At 39.1% G+C, this 26,306-nt stretch carries 22 protein-coding genes; 20 read left to right on the forward strand and 2 right to left on the reverse strand.

The window, feature by feature from the left end; translation table 11 throughout:
• The first annotated feature begins 33 nt into the window (after positions 1-33).
• The 15 genes from AAEU31_RS12750 to AAEU31_RS12820 all read left to right on the forward strand — a co-directional run bounded on the left by AAEU31_RS12750 (position 34) and on the right by AAEU31_RS12820 (position 21,392).
• Positions 34-3,450 (forward strand): DEAD/DEAH box helicase family protein, encoded by a 3,417-nt coding sequence (locus AAEU31_RS12750; RefSeq protein ID WP_421967377.1) that lies wholly within the window; start codon positions 34-36, stop codon positions 3,448-3,450.
• Between the two features lie 22 nt (positions 3,451-3,472).
• Positions 3,473-5,014: a class I SAM-dependent DNA methyltransferase gene (locus AAEU31_RS12755; RefSeq protein WP_421967378.1), complete on the forward strand. Its 1,542-nt coding sequence runs from the start codon at positions 3,473-3,475 to the stop codon at positions 5,012-5,014.
• On the forward strand, positions 5,011-6,159 hold the full coding sequence (locus AAEU31_RS12760; protein ID WP_421967379.1) for a restriction endonuclease subunit S: 1,149 nt from the start codon (positions 5,011-5,013) through the stop codon (positions 6,157-6,159). The genes AAEU31_RS12755 and AAEU31_RS12760 overlap by 4 nt, the downstream gene beginning before the upstream one ends.
• Before the next feature lie 42 nt (positions 6,160-6,201).
• Positions 6,202-7,860: an AAA family ATPase gene (locus tag AAEU31_RS12765; protein WP_421967380.1), complete on the forward strand. Its 1,659-nt coding sequence runs from the start codon at positions 6,202-6,204 to the stop codon at positions 7,858-7,860.
• 2 nt (positions 7,861-7,862) lie between these two features.
• Positions 7,863-8,747: a hypothetical protein gene (locus AAEU31_RS12770; RefSeq protein WP_421967381.1), complete on the forward strand. Its 885-nt coding sequence runs from the start codon at positions 7,863-7,865 to the stop codon at positions 8,745-8,747.
• Between the two features lie 159 nt (positions 8,748-8,906).
• On the forward strand, positions 8,907-10,808 hold the full coding sequence (locus tag AAEU31_RS12775) for a DEAD/DEAH box helicase family protein (RefSeq protein ID WP_421967382.1): 1,902 nt from the start codon (positions 8,907-8,909) through the stop codon (positions 10,806-10,808).
• A 2-nt stretch (positions 10,809-10,810) separates the two neighbouring features.
• Positions 10,811-11,614 (forward strand): hypothetical protein, encoded by an 804-nt coding sequence (locus AAEU31_RS12780; RefSeq protein ID WP_421967383.1) that lies wholly within the window; start codon positions 10,811-10,813, stop codon positions 11,612-11,614.
• Between the two features lie 345 nt (positions 11,615-11,959).
• Positions 11,960-13,225 carry a DUF2130 domain-containing protein gene (locus AAEU31_RS12785; protein ID WP_421967384.1) on the forward strand — a complete coding sequence of 422 codons (1,266 nt, stop codon included), beginning with the start codon at positions 11,960-11,962 and terminating at the stop codon, positions 13,223-13,225.
• Positions 13,226-13,583: 358 nt separating this feature from the next.
• Positions 13,584-14,453 (forward strand): TnsA endonuclease N-terminal domain-containing protein, encoded by an 870-nt coding sequence (locus AAEU31_RS12790; RefSeq protein WP_421967385.1) that lies wholly within the window; start codon positions 13,584-13,586, stop codon positions 14,451-14,453.
• A complete protein-coding gene (locus AAEU31_RS12795; protein WP_421967386.1) occupies positions 14,443-16,632 on the forward strand; it encodes a TnsB C-terminal domain-containing protein in 2,190 nt (729 codons plus the stop codon). The genes AAEU31_RS12790 and AAEU31_RS12795 overlap by 11 nt, the downstream gene beginning before the upstream one ends.
• A gap of 10 nt (positions 16,633-16,642) precedes the next feature.
• Positions 16,643-18,205: an ATP-binding protein gene (locus AAEU31_RS12800; protein WP_421967387.1), complete on the forward strand. Its 1,563-nt coding sequence runs from the start codon at positions 16,643-16,645 to the stop codon at positions 18,203-18,205.
• Entirely contained in the window at positions 18,205-19,134 is a 930-nt protein-coding gene (locus tag AAEU31_RS12805; RefSeq protein ID WP_421967388.1) for a TniQ family protein, read from the forward strand. Before AAEU31_RS12800 ends, AAEU31_RS12805 begins: the two co-directional genes overlap by 1 nt.
• 31 nt (positions 19,135-19,165) lie before the next feature.
• Entirely contained in the window at positions 19,166-20,749 is a 1,584-nt protein-coding gene (locus AAEU31_RS12810) for a TnsD family Tn7-like transposition protein (protein WP_421967389.1), read from the forward strand.
• A 73-nt stretch (positions 20,750-20,822) separates the two neighbouring features.
• Positions 20,823-21,140, forward strand: coding sequence for a hypothetical protein (locus AAEU31_RS12815; RefSeq protein ID WP_421967390.1), 318 nt, complete (start codon positions 20,823-20,825; stop codon positions 21,138-21,140).
• Positions 21,141-21,149: 9 nt separating this feature from the next.
• Positions 21,150-21,392, forward strand: a complete 243-nt coding sequence (locus tag AAEU31_RS12820) for a hypothetical protein (protein WP_421967391.1) — start codon at positions 21,150-21,152, stop codon at positions 21,390-21,392.
• A gap of 26 nt (positions 21,393-21,418) precedes the next feature.
• On the opposite strand, the gene AAEU31_RS12825 is transcribed toward AAEU31_RS12820, so the two are convergent.
• Both AAEU31_RS12825 and AAEU31_RS12830 read right to left on the reverse strand, forming a co-directional pair.
• On the reverse strand, positions 21,419-22,228 hold the full coding sequence (locus AAEU31_RS12825) for an ImmA/IrrE family metallo-endopeptidase (protein WP_421967392.1): 810 nt from the start codon (positions 22,226-22,228) through the stop codon (positions 21,419-21,421).
• Between the two features lie 10 nt (positions 22,229-22,238).
• The gene (locus tag AAEU31_RS12830) at positions 22,239-22,577 is read right to left on the reverse strand and encodes a helix-turn-helix domain-containing protein (protein ID WP_421967393.1); all 339 of its coding nucleotides are present in this window, start codon (positions 22,575-22,577) and stop codon (positions 22,239-22,241) included.
• Positions 22,578-22,685: 108 nt separating this feature from the next.
• Between AAEU31_RS12830 and AAEU31_RS12835 the strand changes: the two genes are divergently transcribed.
• From AAEU31_RS12835 to AAEU31_RS12855, 5 genes are all read left to right on the forward strand, one after another.
• Positions 22,686-22,910, forward strand: coding sequence for a DUF2188 domain-containing protein (locus tag AAEU31_RS12835; RefSeq protein ID WP_421967394.1), 225 nt, complete (start codon positions 22,686-22,688; stop codon positions 22,908-22,910).
• Positions 22,864-23,316, forward strand: coding sequence for a metal-dependent hydrolase (locus AAEU31_RS12840; protein WP_421967395.1), 453 nt, complete (start codon positions 22,864-22,866; stop codon positions 23,314-23,316). Before AAEU31_RS12835 ends, AAEU31_RS12840 begins: the two co-directional genes overlap by 47 nt.
• A gap of 159 nt (positions 23,317-23,475) precedes the next feature.
• Positions 23,476-24,720: a nucleotidyltransferase domain-containing protein gene (locus tag AAEU31_RS12845; RefSeq protein ID WP_421967396.1), complete on the forward strand. Its 1,245-nt coding sequence runs from the start codon at positions 23,476-23,478 to the stop codon at positions 24,718-24,720.
• Positions 24,710-25,201, forward strand: coding sequence for a type II CBASS E2 protein (locus AAEU31_RS12850; RefSeq protein ID WP_421967397.1), 492 nt, complete (start codon positions 24,710-24,712; stop codon positions 25,199-25,201). Before AAEU31_RS12845 ends, AAEU31_RS12850 begins: the two co-directional genes overlap by 11 nt.
• Entirely contained in the window at positions 25,198-26,301 is a 1,104-nt protein-coding gene (locus AAEU31_RS12855) for an SAVED domain-containing protein (protein ID WP_421967398.1), read from the forward strand. The genes AAEU31_RS12850 and AAEU31_RS12855 overlap by 4 nt, the downstream gene beginning before the upstream one ends.
• The last annotated feature ends 5 nt before the right edge of the window (positions 26,302-26,306 follow it).

Below are 26,306 nucleotides of genomic sequence, written 5' to 3' on the forward strand. Positions count from 1 at the left end.
ATTGCGATTATAGGAAATAAGGAATAACTAGGAATGAAGCAATCAATGAATTTTGAGTTCTTAAGAAAAGACTGGCCTGAATTAGCCGACTTTGGTGCTTACGCTGAAGAATACGCTTTTAGCGACCCCCAAAGTGCGCTAATTAAGCTGCGTTCATTCAGCGAATTTATGGTGAACTTTATTTACCGTAAATTGAACTTACCATGTTTGCCAAAAGCTTCATTCCACGAAAAGTTAATCGGTGAAGACTTCATACAACTAGCTTCAGCACCTGTTTTAGATAAATTTCATGCTATTAAAACATTGGGTAATAAGGCTGCTCATGAAAACAAAGGCACTGACAAAGATGCTATGTTTGGCGTTAAACAGTCATACCAACTAGGGGCATGGTTTTTTTGTAGTTACCACAATGTCAAAGCTGATACGGTTCCTGAATTTATTGAGTTTAATACCGATATTTCAGCGGCGAGCAAATTAAAGAAAAAATTAGAAAAGAGTGACGCCCTTTATCAGCAAGCAATGGCTGAGTTAGAAGAACAGCGCCTAGTAAACGAAAGAATATTAGCTGAATCGAAACAAGCAACAGCTACTCGTGATGAGCCAGTATTTGAAGCCTTTACAACAAACAGTCAATCTATCTCTAAAACGCTGGATTTCAACGAGGCGGAAACGCGAAAATACCTTATTGATATGGAATTGCGTGAAGTAGGCTGGGATGTTGCAGAAAATGAAGTATCAACAGACGAAGTTGGACAAGAAGTACCAGTTAAGTATCAACCTACTGATTCAGGTAATGGGTCTGTAGATTATGTTCTGTGGGATGACGATGGACTGCCTTTGGCTGTTGTTGAGGCCAAGAAAACGTCAAAAGATGCTCGCATAGGCAAGAAGCAAGCGAAAGATTATGCCGATGGTTTAGAAAAGGAACATGGGCAGCGACCAGTCATTTTTTACACCAATGGACATGACATCTATATATGGGATGATGATCAAGATTACCCGCCTAGAAAGATCTATGGATACTACTCAAAAAGCTCATTGCAACATTTAGTTAAGTTCCAGCGAGTAGAAAAGAAAAAGCTATCAGATGTCACTATCGATGCAGGCATTGCAGGTCGTCGTTATCAGTTAGAGACCATATCTCGCGTACATGATACGTTTGAGAAAAAACGTAGAAAAGCATTAGTTGTTCAGGCAACGGGTACGGGCAAAACTCGTGTCTCAATTGCACTAACTAAATCCTTGCAAGACGCGAAATGGGCAAAGCGTATCCTGTTCTTATGTGACAGAAAAGAATTGCGTAAACAAGCTGACCAAGCTTTTGTCGAGTTCTTAGGTGTTAAGCCTTATGTTGTAGGAAAGAGTGATAAAAAATACGAAAGCACAGCGCGTATATTCATTGCCACCTATCCGGGCATGATGGGGATCTATGAAAAGTTTGACGTTGGTTACTTCGATTTAATTGTTGCAGATGAGTCGCATCGTTCAATCTACAACGTATTTGGCAATATTTTTAAATACTTTGATTGTTTACAAGTTGGTTTAACCGCAACGCCTGTAGAAATGGTCTCGCGCTCAACTTGTCAATTGTTTGATTGCGGTTATAAAGACCCAACTGCTAACTATCCGTTAGAAAAAGCAATATCAGAAGATCATCTTGTGCCGTATGAAATTGTCTCGATGACAACCAAGTTTATGCGAGATGGTATTAATCAACGGTCTTTAACTAACGAGCAAATTGCAGAGTTAGAAGATCAAGGCGAAGACCCCAACGAATTTGAGTTTGACTCAAAAGACATTGATAAGGCTATCTTAAACAAAGATACCAACCGTAAAGTACTCCGAAATTTAATGGAAAATGGTATTAAGGACAAAGACAATCAATTAATTGGTAAGTCGATTATCTTTGCCAGAAGAATCGATCACGCTCGTTTGCTTAAAGAACTGTTCGATGAAATGTATCCAGAGCTAAGTAACGGCTTTTGTGAAGTTATTCACTCAGATGAGCCGAGAGCAGAAGCATTGATCGACCAGTTTAAGGTGACTGAGGAAGAAAAGGCGAAAGATCCTTCGTTACCAGACCCAATAACGCTGGCGATATCAGTTGATATGTTAGATACCGGGATTGATGTGCCAAGTGTGGTAAATCTTGTTTTTGCCAAACCTGTAAAATCGAAGGTTAAGTTCTGGCAAATGATAGGCCGTGGTACACGCCTATGTGAAAACTTATTTGGTAATGGAAAACATAAAACGCGCTTCTTAATTTTTGATCACTGGAACAATTTTGATTACTTCGAATTTGAATACGAAGAAGTCGAGCCAACTAATAGCAAATCACTGGCGCAAAAGCGTTTCGAGTTAAGAATGGTACTAGCGTCAACTGCGCTAAATAAACTAGAAATCCCTGCGTTTGAAACAGTAATTAAGTTAATTCAACAAGACATAACAGCCTTAGATACTAAGAACATTAATGTACGTGACAATTGGCAAATCGTTGAACAAATGTCAGATACTAAGCTGTTAAAGCAGTTTGCTAAGCCAACAGTTGCACTACTTGAAAGCGAAATTGCGCCATTGATGAACTGGCTTGATATTCGTGGGCAAAGTAAAGCACTTCGTTGGGATTGTTTAATTGCTCAAACACAAACAGAATTATTAAAAAATCCTCAAGCAATTGGTGAGCTTAAATTTGAAATTAAAGGTGTGTTAGAACGCTTACCTAAAAATACAGCTCAAGTGCAAGCCAAAGCCGCTGAAATCAAGTTTCTGATGGATGACAATAATTGGCACAGCATCACATTTGATGAGCTAGAGTTACATCGTATTGCGTTAAGAGAAGTCATGTATTTACTAGAAGGTGAAATTCTACCGCCAAATCCCGGCCCTAAATATACGGATGTGCTAGAGGATGACGCTGAGACAGAATACAAAGCGAGAGCAACGAACATTCACACGGTTGATTACAAAATCTATCAGCAAAAAGTGCAGGAAGCATTAGAGCCGATTTTTGAGAGTGATCCAGTTATTCAAAAAATCAGAAATGGGCAACCTGTTACTGAAGATGAAATTGTGCAACTCAATGGCGTTATTCATGCCAAATACGCAGATTTAGATCTTGAAACCCTTAAAACGTTTTACCCGGACACCACTGAGCCACTAGACAAGTTGCTCCGCAGTATTGTTGGCATGGATGCTAAATATATTGAACAGAGTTTCACGGCTTTATTGCAAAACCACCGTATGCCACCTCAGGCGATGCGTATCATCGATATGTTGGTTGGGCAGATTGCCAGAAGCGGCGGTATTAAAATGGCTGATTTAGACAAAGCGCCATACAACAGAATATATGAAGGTGTGCTTGGTAGCGGCGAAGATGACGTTTTTTCATTATTAAAGTCATTAGAGCTACCAACACCGTTAAACAAATTAGATACGTCTTTTAAAGACTAATTAGAATTGAAAAGAGAACACTATGATCACTGGTAAATTAAAAAGCGATATTGACAAGTTATGGGAAGAGTTCTGGACGGGCGGTATCGCTAACCCTCTGACCGTAATCGAACAAATCACTTTTTTAATGTATGCCCGTTTGCTCGACTTACATGAGCAGCGCGATGAAAAACGCCAAAAGTTAAGAGGTGGAGAGTTCAAGCGCCGTTTTAGTGAAGACCAACAACATATTCGTTGGCACCGCTTCATCCACCAAGATAAAGACAGCATGTTAAAAGTGGTGCGTGATGAGGTATTTCCTCATTTCAAAAGCACTTCGGGTGAAGGTTCATTGTTTGCTGAATTTATGAAAGACGCACAATGCATGATCCAAAAACCAACGTTAATGGAATCCGCAGTTGAGATGATCAACAAATTGCCATTGGAAGACAGCGATACCAAAGGTGATTTATATGAATATCTTCTAAGTAAGCTAACAACAGCAGGCATTAATGGTCAGTTTAGAACACCGCGCCATATCATTCGCGCCATGATCGAAATGCTAGACCCTACCCATGAAGATCGCATTATCGACCCTAGCTGTGGCACAGCCGGATTCTTAACGGTGGCCTATGAGTATTTAATGGAGAAATACACCTCACCAGAAGGTATCCATACTGAAACATTAGTGAATGAAAAAGGCGAAGAGCAAAAGGTAAAAATCTTTAGTGGTGATTTGCTGGTTGAGCATCGTGATCATGTAAACACCGATATGTTTCATGGCTTCGATTTTGATACCACCATGTTACGTATCGCCGCGATGAATTTAGTAATGCATGGCGTGACTGAGCCTGATATTCATTACCAAGACACATTAAGTGGCAGCTTTACAGAGCGTTTTCCAACACAAAGTAAAGACTCTTATACCATATGCGCAGCCAACCCACCGTTCAAAGGCTCACTGGATGAGGAAGACGTTGACCCGGCTATATTACGCATGGTGAAAACCAAAAAGACAGAGCTATTGTTTGTCGCACAAATTCTTCGTTTACTTAAAAACGGTGGTAAAGCGGCGATTATCGTGCCTGATGGCGTACTATTTGGTTCATCAAATGCACATCAACAATTACGTAAACACATAGTTGAAAATAATGAACTGCAAGGTGTTGTTTCATTGCCATCCGGTGTATTTAAACCATACGCTGGGGTTTCTACGGCTGTTCTTTTTATTACCAAAGGCTCTCAAACGGATCATGTTTGGTTTTACGATTTACAAGCTGATGGCTTCTCACTAGATGATAAACGCACACCGATTAAAGATAATGATCTTCCTGATTTAGTAGCCAAGTTTAAAGCCCGTGATAAAGCTGTTGCAGGCACTGAAGCCAACGATAAAACTAAAAAAGCATTTTGGGTAAGTAAAGACGAGATTGTTTCTAATAAATACGACCTGTCGATTAATCGTTATAAAGAAGTGGTTTATCTACAGGAAGAGCATGACGATCCAAAAGATATTCTGGCAAATTTAGTTAGCTTAGAAAACGAAATATTAGCTGACTTAAAAGATCTGGAGAAAATGCTGTGAGTTGGCCTTTAGTTAAACTGGGGACACTGTGTAAGGTTGTTCGCGGAAGCAGTCCTCGTCCCAAGGGAGACCCCAAGTACTATGGGGGAAATGTACCTAGATTAATGGTGAGCGATGTTACAAGAGACGGAAAGTTTGTTACCCCAAAAATAGACTTTTTGACAGAAGCAGGAGCAGAGAAAAGTCGCCCTATGAAAAAAGGTGACTTTATAATCGCTGTTAGCGGACAACCCGGTCAGGCATTGATTTTGGCAATTGATGCATGTATTCACGATGGTTTTGCGGGATTAAGAGAATTAGATGAATCTAAGGTCAATAAAGATTATTTATTTCATTTTATGAACGCTACTAAGGAGCGATTTTCAGCCTCAGCAACAGGAGCTATTTTTAAGAACCTTACAACAGAACAGATTCGAGAGCTAGAAATCCCACTTCCACCACTCAATGAACAACAACGAATTGCTGCGATTTTGGATAAAGCCGACAGTTTGAGCCGCAAACGCCAACAAGCCATCGAACTCGCCGACGATTTCCTCCGCAGCGTATTCCTCGATATGTTCGGAGACCCTGTTTCTAACCCGAAGAAGTTTCCAGTATCAAGAATTGATAATATTTGCAAAATAGTTAGAGGAAGTTCTCCTCGACCAAAAGGAGATCCTAAATATTATGGGCCGGGAGTTCCAAGGTTAATGGTTGCAGATCTCACTAGAGACGGAAAATATGTTACGCCTATGATCGATAGCTTGACTGTGGAGGGAGCGAAAAAAAGCAGGTTTACTTCGAAAGGAACTGTAGTTATGGCTGTAAGTGGAAACGTAGGTCTAACATCTATTCTTGCGATAGACGCATGTATACACGATGGTTTTATTGCATTTAATGAGTTGGATGAGGAAAAAGTAAAGCCCGAGTTTCTTCAAGAATTAATGATGTTTCTTAAAGTTACACATTCGACTAGACAAGCAGGTGCTATCTTTCAAAATTTAACGACTAGTCAGATAAAAGAAATGGAAATACCCTTGCCGCCTACAGAGCTGCAAAACAAGTTTATAACTGTTTCTAAACTCAAAACTGAAATTGTTGAGAAGTACTCAACTTTGGGATTGTTTGAGTCGCTAAGTCAAAAGGCATTTGCTGGTAAACTGTAATTAATAAACAAGGAAGTGAGCAGCTAGCTCAATAATAATCATATGAGAATAACAAAATTATCGTTAACGAACTTTAAATCATTTAAGCAAGAGCAAACCATAGAGTTCGCGCCAGTAACCTTATTGTTTGGCCCGAATAGTGTTGGTAAAAGCTCTGTAATTCTATCGCTGTTTTACCTTCAAGAGATTCTTTCTAAGGGGCAGGCAAATCCATCAAGGATAAATGCACTAAAGTCAAAACAACTTGGTGGCTTTTTATCTTTAGTGCATGGAAAAGATCTTTCCAACGATATTATTATTAAAGTTGAATTGGATAAATTAGGCTTAATTGGAAAAAGCTATTTATCGGAAGCATCAGAACTGACTCAAGCAATCATTGATGATGACTCTCTATTGTTAGATGAGCAAGCATTCCTTATGCCTTCAGTGGTAGAGAATAGTGAAAAGATTGAGCTTGAGTTCACAATTGCTTGGTCCGACATCATTAATAGTGCCAAAATTAAGTCATACAGGGTATGGAGCGATGGAAACTTCTTAGGTGAGTTATCTTCCGATTTGAATCAAAGTGGTTCTTCAATATCCAGATTGAATTTTAAACACTCATTACTCCGCCCTGAAAACCATAAGGAATGGTTAAATGTTATAGAAAATACAGATTATCCAATTTCTCCCGAAGCACTCGAACACGACTCAAAGATTGATAATTTTGTTGTTGAAGATAACGGCTGTAATTCTTTCTTTCAATTCTACTTGGAAGAGAAATCTGACACTGTAATTCGTCCAAAAAGCTATGATGAGTTAGATCAATATCAAAAGAGGGAATACCACCCTCTTGATGATTACTCTATCATGCCAATTTCTGTAAATTGTAGGAAGGTCGGGTTACCAGACTTGAATCAATTTATGGATATAGCAGGTATCTATAAACCTGACATAGGGATTAATGCAGAATACTTAAATTATGCGCAAATGCAGTCGGTCTTTACCGAAATATTTGTAGCACCATTAGATAACTTACTCGCAATACTTGAACAAAGTGCGAACATTGGCCCCCTGCGCACTGTACCTGATCCAAATTTTATTACTAAGTCAGAAACCGAACAAAAAGACTGGTATGACGGGCGAGCTGCATGGGATTTGCTGGCAGCAGACAGAAGCGAACTAAGTACAAATGTATCCACATGGCTAAATCGTTTAGGTTCAGGTTGTAGAGTTACACATCCAAATGACATGCCATCTGCTGACATAGTAACTCAAGCTCCTTTTCTGTTTGATGAAAATTCTAGTTTACCAGTGTGGCCTTCTGAGTTGGGGGTTGGCATTTCTCAAGTAATACCTTTGGTTGTAGCAGCTAATACAGTAAGAAAAGGAATTGTAGCAATAGAGCAACCTGAGCTTCATATTCACCCTAGAATTCAAACTGAGCTTGGCGACTTGTTAACTCAAGTTAACTCTAAAGCAAGTTTTCTAATAGAGACACATAGTGAACACCTAATTCTGAGATTACTGCGTCGAATCAGGGAAACTCATTTTGGCGAAAATACACAAGAGAAAAAGATTGGACCTAAAGATGTTTCGGTAGTTTACCTAAACCCATCAGATGATGGCGTTAAGGTAATTCACTATGAGGTTACAGAAGATGGTGACTTTACTAAGGATTGGCCGGATGGTTTCTTTGAAGAGCGTTACGAGGAGCAGTAAGGATGCTTAGAGAATATGCGATAGATCCCGATGCTATTTATAGAAACCTAGATTCACTTCAACGGTTTTTAACGGACTTTCACGCTGAGAATGGCAGGGTTATAGCGGCTGTGCCTCGAAACTGGTTTGATGAACAAAAGCGGAAGGTTGCGGCATTAGGCTTGCTTCCAAACGCAAAGCGAAATGTTTTAGATAAATTGACCAAAATAAATAATGCGTCTCTTATCAGTGGATATACGATTCCTAGAGCAATTGAACCTTGGTTGGAACAAGCGCTGCACATCAAAGCGCAAACTGAACTAAATGGAATAATGTCTTCTAGTTATTGCGCCGAAAATCAGATATTTGACTACAGTAATTTATTAATGAATTTTCCTAACAACTGGGAAATTGACAGTTCGATATCGGTTCCTCGAACAGCCGTTGATTTATCAGGGGCAATTGAGCGGTCATTAATTTTAGCTACAACGGTATTCTATGTCGATCCTTACTTTTCAGCAGCCGATAATCGTTTTGTTAGTCCCCTTATGGCTTTTATCAGGAAAATGGAACAAGGGCGTTGTAAATCGATAATTATTCATACAACGGACAGAGGTGCTGATAGAGCATCCCATGTTTTAAACCTTCAACAAGTAATTAAGCCATTATTATCAACAGGGTTTACCGTTAAGTTATTTATGTGGCAGCGACCGCAAATGCATGACCGATTTATTCTGACTAAAAATGTAGGGTACTCATTTGGTCACGGCTTAGATGAGGCTGAATATGCTACAGCGCTGGCGGTTAACATTGACCGTTTATCTGAATCTGCAAGAACTGAACATTTTAGATATTTTTCAGCTAAAGATGACACAAATGATAACGTAATTAGTGTTACAGGCACTTAGATGAGAATTTAAAAAAGTAACAAAAATTATATTTTAGGTATAAATATTACTTAAAATGTATTCGTAAATTTATCATTTACTTTTGAAACAATGGGTTATGGATTGGCTTGACTGTTGCAACTTTGTAATTGTCTTTTAGCCTACTAATGAGGGATTAATATGAAAAACAAAGCTGAACAACACCGCGCCAAAATAGAAAGACTGCTTAGTGAACCAAGTGTATTCAAACATCAACGAGATGCTGCACGCAATACCTACTTAGCTCTACAGGGTGAAACGCGAGCTGTAATAATGGCTGCTGAGATGCAAGCAGGAAAGTCAGGTGTCGCATTAGCTACCGCATGTTACCAACGTAACAGCCTCAGTGATGAAGATATCTGTAACTCGAAATATTTAAAAGATACGCTATACGTCATGACAATGGCGGACACCTCTTTGTTAGCACAAGCCAAAGAAGATTTGAAACCTGCGAGTAATGTTGTGGTTTCGAACTTAGTCCATTTTCTTGCAGACATAGAAAAGAACTTCAGACGCCAAGATCCTAAACTAATCATCGTGGATGAGTGTCATTATGGCTCTGGCGATACATCTGTTAGGTATGAAGCGCTATTTGATTACCTTCAGAATGAAAATACCGACTGTCGAGTTGTATTTATATCTGCGACACCGTTAAGTGCTTTACTGGCAACTGAAGGCGACTCATTAATAAATAGGGGCATACCCACCAAACTCGTTTTCCATCGAACCAGTGATGATTACTTTGGGGTCAGAGAGATGCTGGCTGAAGGCCAAGTCATCGACTTAGAAAGTAGAACTCGCAATATTCAGTTTAAATCAGATGCACAAGACGTTTTTATAAATCACTTTAACAATTATGAAGGTGAAGGCTGGGCTTTAGTTAGGGTTCCAGCAGGCACGGCAATGGAAGCTAAACGTTTTCTGGCTGAGTATTGTGTGCCTGAGGATAATATATTTATTTTAGGTAAGAAATTATCTGGTGTGCCTGAAGAAGAGCATACATCAATTGATGACTTCAAAGACGAATATAAAACAGCAATGGAGTTTGGGCAAAAAGTTATCGCTATAACAGTTGCAGGGTGTCGAGCTGGAATAAACTTTGGCCTCGACATGAAGAAGAACATTATTGCTACTTGGGACAGTACCGTGTCTAACATTGCTGCTGTCGTACAAGCCAATATTGGTCGAGCTTGTGGATACCACACCAACAGAAAAGCAATCCACTTCACTAATTTAGATGCGACTCAAGCATATGGTGAGTTACTCTCATATCTAGAACAAACATGCTCTAAACAAGCAACTGGTAACATTAAAGGGCTTAGAGACAAATACAACGATATTTGTAAAAGCTATGAAGTTAAAGGGTTGGATGTTGGCGCAAGAGTGTCTAAAAATGGCGAGTTGAAAGGTCGTAAAAAGCTAAACGACTCTCAAACATTTTTAACTGATGGTTATTATGCCATTCCTGCTAAGTTGCATGATCCAGATTTTGACTTTCGTACTTACACCAACGATGAAACAGTATTACAAGCTATTGATGCGATTAGGCAAGTGTATCTAAAAGACAGTCCCATTGCGCCCAAAAGCTCTCGCTCACTGCGAGGTTATAAATGGATTAAAGCGCACTGGGTTAATGGTGATACTTATGATAACCCTGAAAAGGCATTAGCTCTCGGTACAATGTGGGAGCGAGCATTGAACTTAACCGAAAAATTAAATGTCGGTGAAGATGTCGAATTCAATCTAGCTGTCACACCCGGTGGTAACGAAAAAACATCGGATAAAGAAGTAGCAGTTAAAATCTTCAGTGTATATAACCGCTCACGAAGAGTAACAGACAAGCGTTGCATGACGGAAGAAGATGTTCATGACGTATGTAATTGGTTTGGTGTTGAACCAGATGACACTTTGCTTCTAATCTTCAAAAGAGGGAACTACTGTCCATTAAGAACCTCAGAAAAAGAGAGAACTGCCAAGGTGCAAATAGCTAAAGGCAATATTTTGGAAGGTAATCACTTCCAAAAAGTTGAAGAAGAGGCTTAGCTATGCATGATGAAACCGAATTATATCGGCAAATGAGTGCGGTTCATGCCAAAGACTATAATACATGTTTTTACTGTGGCTGCATTGCGACTAAGTATGATTTGGCCCCTCCACTTAAATTTGCTGAATTCTATTTGAAAACCAGAGAGGATGCAGACTTTTATCGCGTTCCTAGCTGCCAAGAGTGTTTTGATTTTTTAAAAAACGATAAGAGCAGCTTATTAGGTCAGCGCGTTGATAATGTTAAAGGTAAATTAGCCCGAAAATACCAAAAAGCGATTCGAATTTATGAAATGTGGGAACATGATGAGTTAGAACAGCTTGATTACCAACTTCAAAGAAGCGTGAAAGCAGGCTTAGAACTTGGAAAGGAATCATATGAGAGATACAAGTTTAAAGGCTTTGAATTTGAGGCTGATGGCGAAAAGCACTCAGCTCATTATGTAAGTGACAAAAGGTTTACCATATTTGGTGAACCATATGACAGTTTCCGGGATGCGCTCGATTATGGCAGCAAAGCATTTCGAATTCCAAAAGCTAAACTCAGAGACTTGTATGCTGAGCACAATAATGACTTTGACGCCGCCATTCGCTCTTTCCAAGAGTTGATGGCTCAAAAGTTATATGAAAAAGAACTGAAGCAGAAGTGCAAAGCTTTTGCTGATGAGCATAAACAGAACATTAAATTTGTTATGCATACGGTAGAAATCTATAGAAAACAAAACGACACTCTTACTATAGATGCAGCTCTTGATAAGCTATATCAGGAGCGGATCAAAAAAATCAATCAGAGTTACAGTCAGTAGTTCCATTCGAATCAACCAATACCAACTACTTCTTATTTAGCAGTAAGTAACAAAGTCATTTACTTACTGCAACCTCAAGCCAACTGATCCCCAAAATCATTTCGTTTGCTCTGCACTACAGCCAATCATTTGAACGGCATAGATCTATTTAATTTTCATATCGTTATAAAAAATTTCGTAGTGGTGTTTCATTTACAATTTAAAGGTAATTATAGTTACCAAAATATAAATATTCTTACTATTTTCTTTTTTTGATTTTAGTAAAAGTCAATAAATTCAACAGGATAACTTTTGGCATCAAGATTGTAATAGTTGGCATGTGTTTAACTATTGTGAGATTTTGCCATGAACTCAAAAATCATTCTTAACGCCGACGACCAAATTGCTTGTCCGCACTGTAACAGTGAATTCCCAATCAAAGAGGCTGTTGCGAAACACCTGATTGAAAAACACGAAGATGAATATCAGCAACTGCTCAGTAAAGAGCTGGTTAGCCTTCAAGAGCAAGCCGCAAAAGATGCTGAAAAGTCTATTGCGAAAACATTTAAGAAGCAGATTGAGACGCTTCAAGAGCAGCTTGCTGAAAGCCAAGATAGTGCTAAATCATTGCAAGCAAGAATTGCTGAAGAGAAGAAAAAGGCGGAAGACACGATCCGGGAGTCGGTCAAACTTGAGCATGATGCTTTGGAAGAGTCTTTGAAATCCAAAGAAGAGCAATTGGCAAAATTCCGCAAGCAAGAACTTGCATTGCGCAAAGCTAAAACTGAGCTTGAAGATAAGCAAAAGGATATGGAGCTTGAGTTAGCTCGTCGTGTTGAAAGTGAAAAGGAATCGCTGCGTGCATCGATTGGTGATGAGTTCAGGCTTAAAGAAGCTGAGCTTAGGAAGAAAATCGACGATGCGTCAAAGGCTAATGAAGATCTAAAGCGCAAATTGGAACAGGGATCACAGCAACTTCAGGGAGAAGTGCTAGAGCTTGAACTAGAGCATGAACTTGCTCAAGCGTATCCGTTAGACGATATCGACCCTGTTGGAAAAGGCACTCGTGGTGCGGACGTCATTCAAACGGTTCGATTAAGAACAGGTACGGTTTGCGGAAAGATTGTTTGGGAGACCAAGCGTGCCGAGAACTGGTCAAATGGCTGGATCACTAAGCTTAAGGCCGACATGCAAGAAGTGGCTGGAGATATTGCGGTATTGGTTTCTACGGCGTTCCCGGCGGGAATTGAAGAGCCAATGGTAATGAAAGATGGCGTTTGGTTAGTTAAGCCTGCGTTAGCCAAAGGGCTATCAGAGGCCCTAAGAACGGTATTAACCGAAGCTCAGCGCCAAAAAGCGGTGAGCGTAGGCAAAAATGAGCAAATGGAAGCGCTCTATGACTACATCTGTAGTACGCAGTTTGTGCAGCGTATTAAGGCGGTAGTCGATCACCAAGAGCAAATGCGCTTGGAGCTGGAAAAGGAAAAATCAGCGATGCAGCGGATCTGGAAGAAACGCGAAGGGCAAATCGGTGGCATTACTAATCAAATGATGTCGATTTGCGGGGAATTACAAGGATTGTCGCAAGGAAGCATGCCTTTATTAGATGATATCGCCTTGTTAGGCGACTAATTAAGGATATTGGCGAGACCTCCAATTTAGCTGGAGGTCTTATTTTGTAGCTCAAAACACAGTTAATAACGAAATTTTTGCAAAAAAATTGAAATTTCTTAACGTGATGAAAATTAAGAAAATGTCAATTTTTGACGTGTTTGTTCGAAATCGTTAGTTAGTTATACATATTTGTATAATAAGTATTTTTAATTGACTGATATCTAATGAATTGTCTTTCAATCAACTCCTTTGTAAGGAGCTGGAATAATTAATAAGTAATAAAATAACGTATTGAATTGTAAGAAGTATTGCAATTTGCTGTATAAAAAGTGAGCTGCTATGAATTTATAGTTTATGAAATTTATAGGAGTTAATTATGAAAACTGTAAAACAGCCTGAAATCACTCAAAAAGAGTTGAATAAAATCATTGCATATCACAATGACGTCGAAAAGTACGGGTACAAGCCTTGGAATACAATTCGACAGTCTCACACTTATGGTCAGGGTCAGGAGATCTTAAATCGTTTTAACGACCGAACCATCCATTTATACAGCCGTGGTGAAAGACAGTTATTTGTTCTACTTGAGGCTATGCCAAATGTTATCGATATCAAAGAGCAGTTTCCATTGCCGCTCAATGAAACACTGGACTTGGCATCAGAGCTTAATATTAAGCATCCCGGTGCTTACAAAGAGCGTTTTGAACATGACGGGATTATCCCAGCTAAAACCATGACATCTGATTTGGTGGTAACGTTCCGCTTAGCAAACAATGAAGAAAAAGTCGTTGTTTACTCGTTTAAGTACCAACAATCTCTAGATTATTTAGCTAACCCCAGAACCGCAAATCGGGCTTGGGATAAGTTAAAACTTGAACGAGAGTACTGGCATCGAGAAGAGATTGAGTGGATGTTAATGACTGAGCAGTGTTACTCACCAATTTATATCTACAACTTAGAATACCTCCGAGAATGTTTCGAGTACGCAGAGTTACTGGATGTCAGTGAGGACTTTTATCAATTATTCATTAAAACGTTTCGCCAATATGAAGACAAGTACGCGGTTTATACGTTGAGAAACATTCTGGAAAAGGTTTCTGATGAGCTAAGTATGGACTTGTTCCATGCTCAAGCCTTATTCCAAAAAGCAGCGTATTTTAAAGATTTGAAAATTGACCTGTTTCAGGAAATCGAATTATTTCGACCTCTAATCGCTAATCCTGTGGAGGTGAAGTATGCAGCTTAATCAGAAACTAGTTAGTACGAATAAAAATCCAGCTGAGTATTTGATTGTTGACGTGAGCCAAGAGCATGCGCAAGTTGCTATTGTAGATATGTTGTGCGATCCACCTAAACGTCCTAAAGCTCAATCATTTGCTTGGGTTCAGGAAAAGTTGGCCTCAAAAGAATTAAAACTGGAAGAGCATGATCACTCGGATCTATTGATGGCTGATGATTCAGAACTTAAGCCAAGTTGGATAAAAAGACGTGATGCGGCTTATTTGGCAATTTCTAGTTTAGTGGAAGACCCATATCAGTTGGATCAATATTTTTATGGTGAGCCTAGTGGCATCTTAGCTCGCTTAATTAAAGAGTCTGGACGCAGCAGAAAGTGGGTTCAAGCGTCAATTAATCGATACTTCCGATACGGTAGTGTGCCGAATGCGTTGTTACCTCACTATGAAGAATTAGGTAAAAAATACGTTGGTCCCGAAAAGCCGATTTACAACAAAGATGGCAGTACTTGCCTTAAATCTAAACCCGGCATAGACACTAAATATGGTAAACCCTTCCGATATATAACAGTTGAAGATAAACACAATATTTATGAGTTCTCTAAAAAACTTAAAGAGCTACAAGAAGTTAACTTGCAGGATTTATATGAAGATTACTGTAAAGAATACTGCGTGGTCGCTGTTAGACCAGAAGGTGCTGAAGACGATGATATTGCTGAAGAGTTTTATGCTGTATTGCCGCGGGTCCGTTTAATTAGTCCGAGAGCTTTCAAGCGCTATCTTAAAAAATGCATTGGTACATTGGAGTTTATTCGTAGACGAACTGGCAGCATATTGTATGACAAAGATCACGCTGGCAAACCGGGGTTAGCAGCTCATGGCTTACGCGGTCCACGAAGTCGTTATGAAATCGATAGCACAACTGCTGATGTCTACATACGTTACGAATACTCAAATGATGAGCAACTGAGTATTGGAAGACCAACAATTTACTTTGTAATTGATGTTGTTAGCTCAATGATTGTTGGTGTTCATGTTTGTTTTCATGGGCCAGATTGGCACGCCGAGTCACAAGCACTATTTAATGCGTTTACTGACAAAGTTGAATTTTGCAGACAATTTGGGATTGAAATCACGCATAAAGATTGGCCCTGCGCAGATATTTGTAAAGAACTAACGTTAGATAGAGGCACAGAAAATGGTCATAGCGCTATTACTTCTTTGCTTAAAGGTAAGATCGGTATCAAAGCAGCGAATTTTAACGCTTATCATCGCGGTGATTGTAAAGGAACCGTTGAAAAAGCTTTTGATACTGTTCAAGGAAAAGCGATACCTCAGCATGAAGGTAAGGTTTACAAGGCTCCTAAAAAGGAAAATGCTCACGCTTCTAGAGGTGCTGTATACACCTATGATCAGTTTATGCGGCGTCTGATCAAAGAAATTATTCATCGTAATAACACTGCATCGAGAGTTGATAATCACAATTTTGAAATGTGTCGTGATGAGGTTGGCTTAACACCTCGTGATATTTGGAATTGGGGTCTTAAACAGTCCATTTTTCCACCCATTAAAAAGTCTAAAGATACGCTCTTGTATGCGTTAATGAAAAAGGAACGCGCTATGGTCACTGACAAAGGCGTTAGGTTCAGAGGAGTATTTTACAATAGCCCTGAAGTAATGGAGCTTAAATGGCTTGATAAAGCTAAGAATGACGGTCGATTTGAAATAGAGATACGATACACGGATGTTAATTCTAATCATATCTGGTGTCGTCATCCTGAGGAAAAAAATAAAGTGATGCAAATGGAGATCACTGAAAGAAGCTGCAAATACAAAAATCGACTATGGGCGCAGGTTTTAGCTCACCAAGAACAAGTGAAACACCTTCTGGCTCTCCTCGATGAACAGCGTTTTAGTGAGCGTGTTCTTCTTAATATGTCTCTAGAAGAAATGGACAATGCTATTAAAGATGAGCTTCGCATACTTAAAAAATCTCAAGCGGTTAGCCCTGATAAAACGGTAAGAGACAGAAAGAAAGCGCATGGTGATATGGAAAAACAAATTCAATATCAACATTTGTTAATAGCGATGGAAGATGCATCCAATTTCACTGAAACACCAGATCCCCATGTGGTAGGTGGGGAGGAGCTTTTAGACCCAACATACAAACGTAAAAATGTCGCAGTATAGGAGAATTCACATGACAAATATTACATATATTTCACATCCAAACCCTAGCTGCAAAGGCAACCCTTTAATTGAAGGGTTAGGATACCCAATGTTGCAGGAAGAAGTTGAAAAGGCATGCGATGACGGTGTTAGGCCACTAGGAACGTTGAACGACGTTCCTGTTCAATACCATAGTTATTATATCCGAAGCGCCATAGATAACTTGGCTGAATGTTATATTGCTCGTGATGAAGTTTACGCTTTATATGAGAAGCTGCGTCGAATGATTGAGGCGGGGTATAAAAATAGAAACCCTGCTGATGCGGCATTTAAGAACAAAATGATAACGGCTGTTCATCAAGATGGAAAAAACCAGCAGGAGGCTATTCACTTGAAAGCCATTACGGGTCAGAGCATAGACTCTATGCTAAGAGCAAACGGAAGCTTTTTGCTGGCTGGCCTAAGCGGAGCCGGAAAAACTTCCTTGATGGTTCGTATATTACAGCTAATACAGCAAGTGCTTTATCATTCAACCTACATCGACCCTGATGGTAATGAAATAGAAATTGAAGAGCATCAAATCCCTTACCTCTATGTGCAAATACATAATCGTAAGGGGCAAAAAGCATTTCTGAAGACCGTGATAGAAGCTATTCAAGTCGCAACTAAAATTCCATATTTAACACGTGATGTGAAAAATGGCGATTCAGTTGATGATCTTATTCGTTTAGTTCGTAAATTAATGCTTAAACACAATGTTGGTATATTAGTTATTGATGAGGCGCAGAATATTGCACCTAATGTTGCTACGGATAAGGACAATAAAACCCTGATTAGCAATGAAAAAACCTCAATTAAGTTTATCGAGGAAATCTTTAATCGTATCGGCGTACCGCTCTTTTTCATTGGCACGTTATCGACGTTAAAGCTATTTGGTAAAGACGTAACTATAAGCCGCCGAACTCTAATTGATGGAAGCCTTATATTGTTAGGGGCTGATGTGGAGGGTGACTTTTGGAACAGATTCTTCAACCAAATAAATCTAAGTCAATTGTTGGATGGAAAACATGATCCTGAAGATCACTTAAAGCGTCACCTGCATACCCTCACACGAGGTATCCCAGCTATCGCGATTAGTTTAATGCGAGCAACATTGACTCATATGTCTAAGTTTGACAAAGGTCAGCAAGGCGTGACGATAAAGGCTTTATCTCACGTATTCCGTCAGCAGTTTTCGGCGCTTCAAAAGCCTTTAAAGGCTCTTAAAAATGAAAAGTACCACTTATATGAAGACTTAGCGCCCTTAGCCGACTTAGTTGAGATTAATAAAGAGGTCTCTGAGCAGTTGGCGGAATCTGAGTCTGAGTTAAAAAATCGGGATAAGGACAAGAGGGAGCAAACGATATCAGACACGGACAAGGAAGCGGACGCAAAAGTCGAAAATGAGTTAGAAAAAGTGCGTAAGGTAAAAGTTAAATCAAAACGGTCAAAAGTACCTGTAATGGATGCAAAGCTTGCTGCAAAAATTGGAGCGAAAACGTTATTGAAATCAGGCTCAGGTCCAAAACCTAGTGTTATCCGGGAGAATTCTTAATGGAGCAGTTACAAAAACTACTCCCCGGCGAAGATTTGTTTGGTTTGGTTGGTCGTTCATATGTCATGAGTAGCTTTAGGGACTTTAGTGCTATGCGTCAGGAATGGCAATTAACACACTATCGCCATCTTCCGGGCGTATTCATTAGTCGGGATTTTGAAAAGCTGATAGAAGTGTTAAAACTGGCTCCTAGTGATGTTCACGCTAAGCATACATGCTTCAATATGCTCAATTCATCCATTTCTCAAGATGAGCTTGAACATCACCGCAGTCTTTCAAAGAACGTTACTTTTAACATAAAAGGTAGTGAGCTGGCACAACCTTGGCGTTGGTGCTCTGAGTGTGTAAAGGAGGATATCGAAAGCTTTGGTATCCCTTATTACCATCGTGATCACCAAGTTCCCGGCGTGAAACACTGTTCGAAGCACAAGTGTGTGTTGGTCTCAAAGTGTAATTCATGTGGAAATGAGATAGGCCAATTGAAACAGCAGCCAATCCCACCACCAGATGGGCATTGTATGAAATGCGGAAGTGAGTTTGATCGCGATATGATACTTACATCGCCGAGCATGCCTGCTGTTGAGTCACTTTGTTTAGAAATGGCTTATGGGCGGTTAAGTATATCGCAGCAGCAACTCGCTTCAAGGGTTCAATATTATTTGGGGATAAGGCAAGACGATATTGAGCTTGATGTTGCTAGAGCCTCGATAAGAGCATTTTATAGAGATGTTATCGACTTTTATGGTGCAGATGAGTTACGAGTTTATTTACATACGATAAAGGAGCTAAAGCAGGGATTAAAATGCCCTGCATTCAAGGGTGCGCGTGTCTATGACCAGTATTCTACTGGTTTGCCGCTTCACCCTGTTGCAATAGCTGTCATTTGGCATTTTTTAGATGAAATGCTCGGTAACACAATGGCAGCTTGATGTTATGCCTAGCTTCAGTTATTCGCATTATATGAAAGGTGAGTCAATTTATGGATTGATCACTAATTACCATGTTGCCAGCGGTAATCGGAGCTGGAAACAGACAAATTTAGATATATTTGGCCGCACACACGTGCGGCTTCATTCCGTGTTACCCAATAATATCAAGGCGATAGCGCAATTCTTCAACGTAGAGCCTGAATACTTGCTTTCTCATGCGACAGGTTATCCTCTCTACGCGTTTTCATTGTCAAACCAAGCTTCTAAGCTAAAGAAAGTACTCTTATCACCAAAGGGACAGTTGATTACGAGTTATTCATTGCAAGCTCAATCATCGCTGCGATTAGCCAAACAACACCGATATTGCACAAAGTGTATCGAAGAGTCTTTTGACAAGTTAGGTACATTACCTTGGCGAATCGAACATCAACTATACGCTGTAAGCCACTGCCCTGAGCATGGAGAACCATTACTTTATCTAAATTCAGGGGAAGGAGGTATTAATAGACACTACTGTTTGCCAGAAGGCGGTGAACCAATCTTATTGGAACCAAATGATAAAGCAGTCCGCCTATCAATCTTTGTTACTAAATTATACCGTTTACTTCAGGATGACAAACTGCCTCGTAGCGTGATTGATTTGTATACCGAGTGGTTGACGATAAAAGGCTTTTTAACCAAATGTGGGCACATAAGAATGCGTTTTTTGGTAGATGAATTGTTTAACTATTGGAAAGAGCTATTCGAAGCTACTGAAGAACTGATACCTCTTGAGTTGTGTAACTTTAATTATGTGGCGGATATCATTCATGAGCGACGTCCAGTCCATTATTTAAAACACGTTTTGCTAATGGCTTATCTCGCAAAATCACCCGAAGATTTTTTTGCTTTGAGTAAAGCACCCAAAACCGCTTATGAGCCTTTAAAGCAGCAAGACTCAGCATTGGAAAGTAATGTATTTAAGCTTATTGATGATGGCAGCAGCCTGAGAAAGATAAGCGCTAGCTTAGGAGTATCAGTTGGCTACGTAAAACAACTCGCACTTCGTAATAATTACGAAATTGATCGACGTCGATGGAAGTTAACCGATGATATAGAGCGAGATGTTTGGCGAAAAGCATTTGTTGGATGGCATAGAGCTGATATTGCAAAACATCATGATGTATCGGTTAGCACTGTTGAGCAACTTATTCAAAGCCACCAAGGTTTATCTCATTGGCGTCATCATTTGGTCATGGCAAAACGAAGAGCCAAAAACCGCAGTGCTCTATTGCAAGCTATTGAGACCAATCCTCAAATTACGCGAAACGAATTAAAACGGTCATTTAGTTGTTATATGTGGCTTTACAAGAATGACCGCCAGTGGTTGTATCAAAACTTACCATCATCTCTAATTAAAAAGTATTACCCTTCAGTCGATTGGGCCGCAAGAGATAAATTTCTCGCTATAAAAGTTAAGTGTTTACCGGGGACATTCGAATCATTATCTGAGTTGGACAGAGCGTTAGGAGGGCATGGTTGGTTGCTTCATGATGCGAATAAGTTACCTGAGACAATGAAACAGGCAACTTTAATCCTTTCAAATTCAATAGGTAATAAAATAGTTAAGAATTAGATCCATGCATTCATTATATTTTTAACTGGGTATTTTTTACTATTGTTGGACAACCTACGCAGGAGTTCAACACATGAATACTATCGTTTCAGATTGGCAAATTGTTTCAGTAATGGATAAAGACGAGCACATTGGTGATGTGCTCTGGGCGACATGTGTTGAGGATATGACATTTAGATTTTTTAAAGGCGACTACATATGTACGTCAAGGATCATTGAGAGGCAGCCAAGTAACCAGTTGATAAGAACGCATAGTGGTAGCATTTACCAGACACTAGGTGAGGGTAAGCATTCGGTTATTCAGTTAAGTGATTTTGAATTACTTAGAAATGGGTTTAGCCCAGAACAAATTAAAACTCTAAATGATGCAACGTCAAAATTTGTTCACTAGGAGTGAAATATGGCTAACAAACTAATTGATTTTAAAAATGCTCAATGTTCTGCCTGCCAGAGAAAAAGCATCGATGTTCGAACCGAAGTTTTAGTGCCAACGGAGCAGGCCAGAAGAGAAAATCGAATAGTTAAGAAAATTATTTTTCGATGTAAAGTGCATTTACATTGTGATGTAGATGAAATGGAGCGGCTTGCGGCACTTAAAACTTACTCCTTAGGAGGAAAAGCTATACTTCCAGAGCAAATTTAATTTAATTTACACAGAATAGGCTATCTTTAGATTTCTTCTATATCTTCAATCCAAAGTAACGTAGCAGCCCATCCATTTTCCTGCACTAGTGTTTCTTCAATTATTGTTTCTGGGTACTTAAGCCTGTTTGAAGGCGAAAACCAAGTGTCAATACCAACTTCACTGCTCGTAATAGTGTTTATTTTAGCTAAATCGACAGATGCTGTATGGCTATGAACAGGTATTATGCTTCCTTTATTTGCATTTAACCATAGCGGGTTATTGCTGCAATTTAGGCCATATGAAATCTTTTTATCTTTTGAAATAATGATCGCCAAATGATCGCCATGCAAATTAATATAGTTGTTTGCACAAGCTTGAAGACTTACGTCACAAAGTGATTTAAGGTTTAAGATATTTTCGAAGCTTGGAGCCTTATCAATGAACCCTCGTTGCGTGATTAGTTTATGAGGCATCAGCAATTTTGAGGAAAATAAATTAGCTTCTGACTCTATATCCAAGAGCTTCGAATTTCTATTTGGCCTTGCTTTTAAGTCCTTTGGTGAGCATTGCATATTGTGCCCATGCCTAGGAATTAAAAAATGTCCAAGTTCATGGCCCACAGTGAATCGTTGTTTTGTAGGAATGGTATTTTGGTTTACAACAATTATTCCCTGACTTTTTTCTTCGTTTGCAACTAACGCACCTTCTAAACTTTCTAAAGCCGTGTAGCGGATATCTCTGATACCAACTACTTCTGCAATTGTTTCTAAAGGTATAGGGAACGAAATATTCGGATTTTGTTTTAAAATTTCGTCAACTATTTCTGAAGGCCGAGTAAGATCGGCTAGTTCCATTAGCTCAATGTTAATTCCCATTACTATTTTTTTTCTCTAATTCCTTGGCTAAGTTCTCTAAAATAAACAAATCAGACTCAGATAAGTTTTTATCTGCGATGCTTCTAGCAAAAGCTTGGATGGCATCATTTTCTTCTGATGCACCAGTGAGATAATCGATAGTAACAGAATAGTATTTTGCTAGATTATTGACTAGCTCAAGAGAAGGATTTTTTGAAGTTCCCCTCTCTAATTCCCATATATGGGGCTTTGAAGCTCCTACACTATCAGCTACTTCTTGAAGAGATTTACCTTTATTTAGACGAAGTTCTTTAAGTTTTGACCCTAACGACATTTTTAATGCATCCATAGCGAAATGACAGTTAGATAAATCTAACACAAATATATAGATTTGTCTTGATCTAATTATTTCGTTAGATTAATCTAACGATAATGTTAATTATGTAAGGAGTAAAAAATGAGCGGAAAAAACCAACATGTAGTACCACATGAGTTAGGTTGGGCTGTTAAAGGGGCCGGAAACTCAAGAGCTACATCTATTCACTCGACACAGGCTGAAGCAATTGAACATGCTAAGAGTATTGCGCAGAACCAACGCTCTGAGATGTTGATTCATGGACAAAGCGGAAAGATCCGTGAAAAAAACAGCTACGGAAATGATCCTTTTCCACCAAAAGGTTAGGGGTTGTAATAATTTTATTTTTCAAGATTTAGGAGAGTTTATGCCAAATGGCAAAACGCATATGTTAGTTGGAGCTGGAGTAGGACTTGGGGTAGCACTTATTGATAAAGATAAGCACCAAATAAGCCATAACCCAGCATTTGGGGCTTTTATCGGTGCGATATCAGGAAAATTGCCGGATATCATAGAGCCAGCATTGAACCCTAATCACCGTCAATTTTTTCACAGTTATACGGTAATGACAGCATCTATTGCAGCAATACTTAAAGTATACAAATGGTCTCCAGATACAAACTTTGAAAAGTTGATACGAGGCTTTGTATTAATTGGCGGGTGCGCTTATTTGAGTCATTTAATTTGTGATTCTACCACGCCGAAGGGGTTACCATTAGTTGGTAAATTATAAATGTAAATAAAATTACTAACTGGATATTTAATTTACCAATCTTGTTGTTGTTTGATATTTAAGTTATTGAAAAGTATTGTAAATTTTGTTGGCGTGAAAATTGTTATTGACCTTGCAATGACACGTTTGAATTAAGGTTTTAATTTTGAAGGAGGTTACATGCCAGCGTTATTCACTAATGCTCGAAATTTGAGTAGACAACAAAAGATAATGCTCACTGATGTTATTGATCGAATTTTTTCTGGATTGGATTTAACAGATACCCAGCGAGAGCGAATAGAAACAGCTTACAAAGCTGTTGGAAGCTACTTAGCGAGTTGCGATGAACCGTTATTAGAAGGTGCAAAAGTCTACGCACAAGGCTCGGTTAGGTTAAGGACTGCGGTCAAACCGTTAGGGCGAGATGAGTTTGATGTAGATCTCATTTTGTTTCTGCCAAATGCGAAAAATGCCAGTCGTGATGAAATCGTTAGTGTTGTAAAACAGCACTTACTGAAGCACAACGTATATGGTGAGTTGTTGGAGGAGCTGCCGCGTGGTTTTCGTATCAATTACAAAGGCGATTATCATTTAGATATAACACCTGCCAAAGAATATGACTCAGCACAGCTACTCGGGTATCCACTTTGGGTTGTTGATAAGCGAAGTGAATTTAAAGAATCAAACCCTGAAGGAATGGCATCAACTTTCGATCAATGTTGTCTACTTAAACCTAAACTTGTGGTTCAAAAATCACTATACGCAGCTTTGAATTCGAGGTCTGTTGAGGAATTACCTGACCAAAGCATTAAACACTTATTGAATCGTATTGTTCAAATAATAAAGCGCCATAGGGATGTATGGGCACAAGATAAAGGCAATATATATGCCCAATTCAAACCAATTTCAGTTCTTCTAACAACGTTAGCTAGCAAGGCATACAAAGAAGTAGTTGAAGCAGGCAAAGAATATGATAATGAATTTGATTTAATTTTGGATGTTATTGAGTTGATGCCACATCACATCGAAAGCGAGCTTGGTCAAATATTAGTAGCAAATCCTGCAATGAGAGCAGAGAACTATGCAGAAAAGTGGAATCGTGTCAAAGACAATGAGGGATTTAAGCTTCAGCAAGCTTTTTTTGAATGGCATAAAGCTGCGGTACTTTCTTTTGAAAATATGATATCGGATGAAAAAAATGGTTTAGATAATTTGTTTTCATCGCTTTCAAGTTCGTTTGGCTCTCGTGCGGTTGCAATGACTCGTGATAAGTATATTGCAGAAATAAACAATGCAAGAGAAAAGGACAAGCTCAGCGTTATCTTAGGAAGTGGAGCATTGACCGTGACGCAATCAAAAAGCGCTAGCGCAAATGTTACCCAAGCGATCACACCTGTTCGCAGGAATCAGTTTTATGGCGACTAAGTCATCAATTCTTTCTCAATTAGAGAATCCTGTCATTAGTATCGCAGACCAATACATAGCTTTTAAGTCTTGCTGTAAAGGTGATGTGGCGATTTTGGATAATGATAAGACTGTTCAATGGACAGGCTATTTGCAACCAACACCACTTTCAAGGCTCTACAAGGTAATAATAAAGTATACCTTAAATAAATTGCCAGTTTGTATTGTGACAGAGCCAGATTTAAAGGTATTGGCCTCTGGTGAAGCTATTCCACACACTTATCAAAATAATACAAGTATTAAAGGGACACAGCTTTGCTTGTATCTGCCAAAAGTTAAAAAACTGAATAAAGTAAGCGAGTGGCAGCCAACGATGTTTGTTGCCGATACTTTTATCCCTTGGGCCTCTGCTTGGTTGTTTTATTTTGAATGTTGGCTTTCAACTGAAAATTGGCATGGTGGCGGTGTAGAGCATGATGGATCATTAGAGGTACTTGAATGATGGCTTCTGTTAACTATTTTATTAAAAAGGCTACTGACTGGCTTTTTAGAAAGAAGTCCCCAGCTTTATATGCCGCTAGGTCTGGATTCTTTTTGATGACGGTTTCTTTAACTGGAAGCTGGGCAATGTTCGTAACTTATTATGACAGCGAGCATTTTTTTAAAGTTAACTATCACTCTTCACATGTAGGTGCTTTCATCGCGCTAATAGGGTTTCTATTAGGTTGTGCTGCATTTATTGGAGGATTGCTCTGGGAGTTTAAATGCTATATCGATGAATCTAAGTTAAGGGCTAGGAAGAAGATAATTGTTATTGAGCAAAGAGGGCTTCTTGATACCACTGACACGCCACTGGAAGATTATATAGCTTCCCATTCAAATATAAATACGGAATCGGTAATAAACGATGTTCGTGAAAGGATTACCAATAACGTTATTACTCGCCCTGATTTGGCTCTGTTAAAACTTCAACACTTAAATAACGATATTCAAGTACGTAAGGAACGCTTGAATTCAAGCGATATATCGATTGCCTATGGCGGCATTATGCCTGTCCCCTTTGCTTTTTATACTGGATATATGCTAGACGACGAGACAAATATATCGATATATGACTGGGATCGTGACGAATCTAGTTGGAAAGAAGTGGATGAAGAAGATGACTTTGAGACGTTTGGTATTACGAGTAACGATATAGCTACACCTGAGGCCGTTATCGCTATTTCATTTTCATATTTAGTGGACAAGGTTGCTATAGAGTCCGAATTTGACGGAAAATCAATTCATTATTTAACTCTGCCCAAAAGAAATAGAAATAATCATTGGTCTAGAGCTAAGCAAAACAGGCTTGCTGGAGACTTTTTAGAGTTTTGTAAATCATTGCAAGAGCGTGGAGTTGACAAAATACACTTAATTTTAGCTTCACAAAATAGCGTGTCTTTTAGGTTCGGCCAAGTATATGACAAGCGCAACTTACCACGTTTGGCTATTTATCAATATGAAAAACATGCTGATATCAAGTATGCATGGTCTATAGCTATCCCATGCATTTCTGATACATCACCCTCAATTAATTTTAAAGAATCAATTCTGGCTGCATAAATTAT

This window comes from Pseudoalteromonas thalassia (genome assembly GCF_049257215.1).
In the GTDB taxonomy this organism is placed as follows: domain Bacteria; phylum Pseudomonadota; class Gammaproteobacteria; order Enterobacterales; family Alteromonadaceae; genus Pseudoalteromonas; species Pseudoalteromonas lipolytica_C.

Excerpts from the sequence above, each read along its gene's own strand:
- AAEU31_RS12750 (WP_421967377.1), top strand. The coding sequence starts at position 34 with ATGAAGCAATCAATGAATTTTGAGTTCTTAAGAAAAGACTGGCCTGAA.
- AAEU31_RS12755 (WP_421967378.1), top strand. The coding sequence starts at position 3,473 with ATGATCACTGGTAAATTAAAAAGCGATATTGACAAGTTATGGGAAGAG.
- AAEU31_RS12765 (WP_421967380.1), top strand. The coding sequence starts at position 6,202 with ATGAGAATAACAAAATTATCGTTAACGAACTTTAAATCATTTAAGCAA.
- AAEU31_RS12770 (WP_421967381.1), top strand. The coding sequence starts at position 7,863 with ATGCTTAGAGAATATGCGATAGATCCCGATGCTATTTATAGAAACCTA.
- AAEU31_RS12775 (WP_421967382.1), top strand. The coding sequence starts at position 8,907 with ATGAAAAACAAAGCTGAACAACACCGCGCCAAAATAGAAAGACTGCTT.
- AAEU31_RS12780 (WP_421967383.1), top strand. The coding sequence starts at position 10,811 with ATGCATGATGAAACCGAATTATATCGGCAAATGAGTGCGGTTCATGCC.
- AAEU31_RS12785 (WP_421967384.1), top strand. The coding sequence starts at position 11,960 with ATGAACTCAAAAATCATTCTTAACGCCGACGACCAAATTGCTTGTCCG.
- AAEU31_RS12790 (WP_421967385.1), top strand. The coding sequence starts at position 13,584 with ATGAAAACTGTAAAACAGCCTGAAATCACTCAAAAAGAGTTGAATAAA.
- AAEU31_RS12795 (WP_421967386.1), top strand. The coding sequence starts at position 14,443 with ATGCAGCTTAATCAGAAACTAGTTAGTACGAATAAAAATCCAGCTGAG.
- AAEU31_RS12800 (WP_421967387.1), top strand. The coding sequence starts at position 16,643 with ATGACAAATATTACATATATTTCACATCCAAACCCTAGCTGCAAAGGC.
- AAEU31_RS12805 (WP_421967388.1), top strand. The coding sequence starts at position 18,205 with ATGGAGCAGTTACAAAAACTACTCCCCGGCGAAGATTTGTTTGGTTTG.
- AAEU31_RS12810 (WP_421967389.1), top strand. The coding sequence starts at position 19,166 with ATGAAAGGTGAGTCAATTTATGGATTGATCACTAATTACCATGTTGCC.
- AAEU31_RS12815 (WP_421967390.1), top strand. The coding sequence starts at position 20,823 with ATGAATACTATCGTTTCAGATTGGCAAATTGTTTCAGTAATGGATAAA.
- AAEU31_RS12820 (WP_421967391.1), top strand. The coding sequence starts at position 21,150 with ATGGCTAACAAACTAATTGATTTTAAAAATGCTCAATGTTCTGCCTGC.
- AAEU31_RS12825 (WP_421967392.1), bottom strand. The coding sequence starts at position 22,228 with ATGGAACTAGCCGATCTTACTCGGCCTTCAGAAATAGTTGACGAAATT.
- AAEU31_RS12830 (WP_421967393.1), bottom strand. The coding sequence starts at position 22,577 with ATGGATGCATTAAAAATGTCGTTAGGGTCAAAACTTAAAGAACTTCGT.
- AAEU31_RS12835 (WP_421967394.1), top strand. The coding sequence starts at position 22,686 with ATGAGCGGAAAAAACCAACATGTAGTACCACATGAGTTAGGTTGGGCT.
- AAEU31_RS12845 (WP_421967396.1), top strand. The coding sequence starts at position 23,476 with ATGCCAGCGTTATTCACTAATGCTCGAAATTTGAGTAGACAACAAAAG.
- AAEU31_RS12850 (WP_421967397.1), top strand. The coding sequence starts at position 24,710 with ATGGCGACTAAGTCATCAATTCTTTCTCAATTAGAGAATCCTGTCATT.
- AAEU31_RS12855 (WP_421967398.1), top strand. The coding sequence starts at position 25,198 with ATGATGGCTTCTGTTAACTATTTTATTAAAAAGGCTACTGACTGGCTT.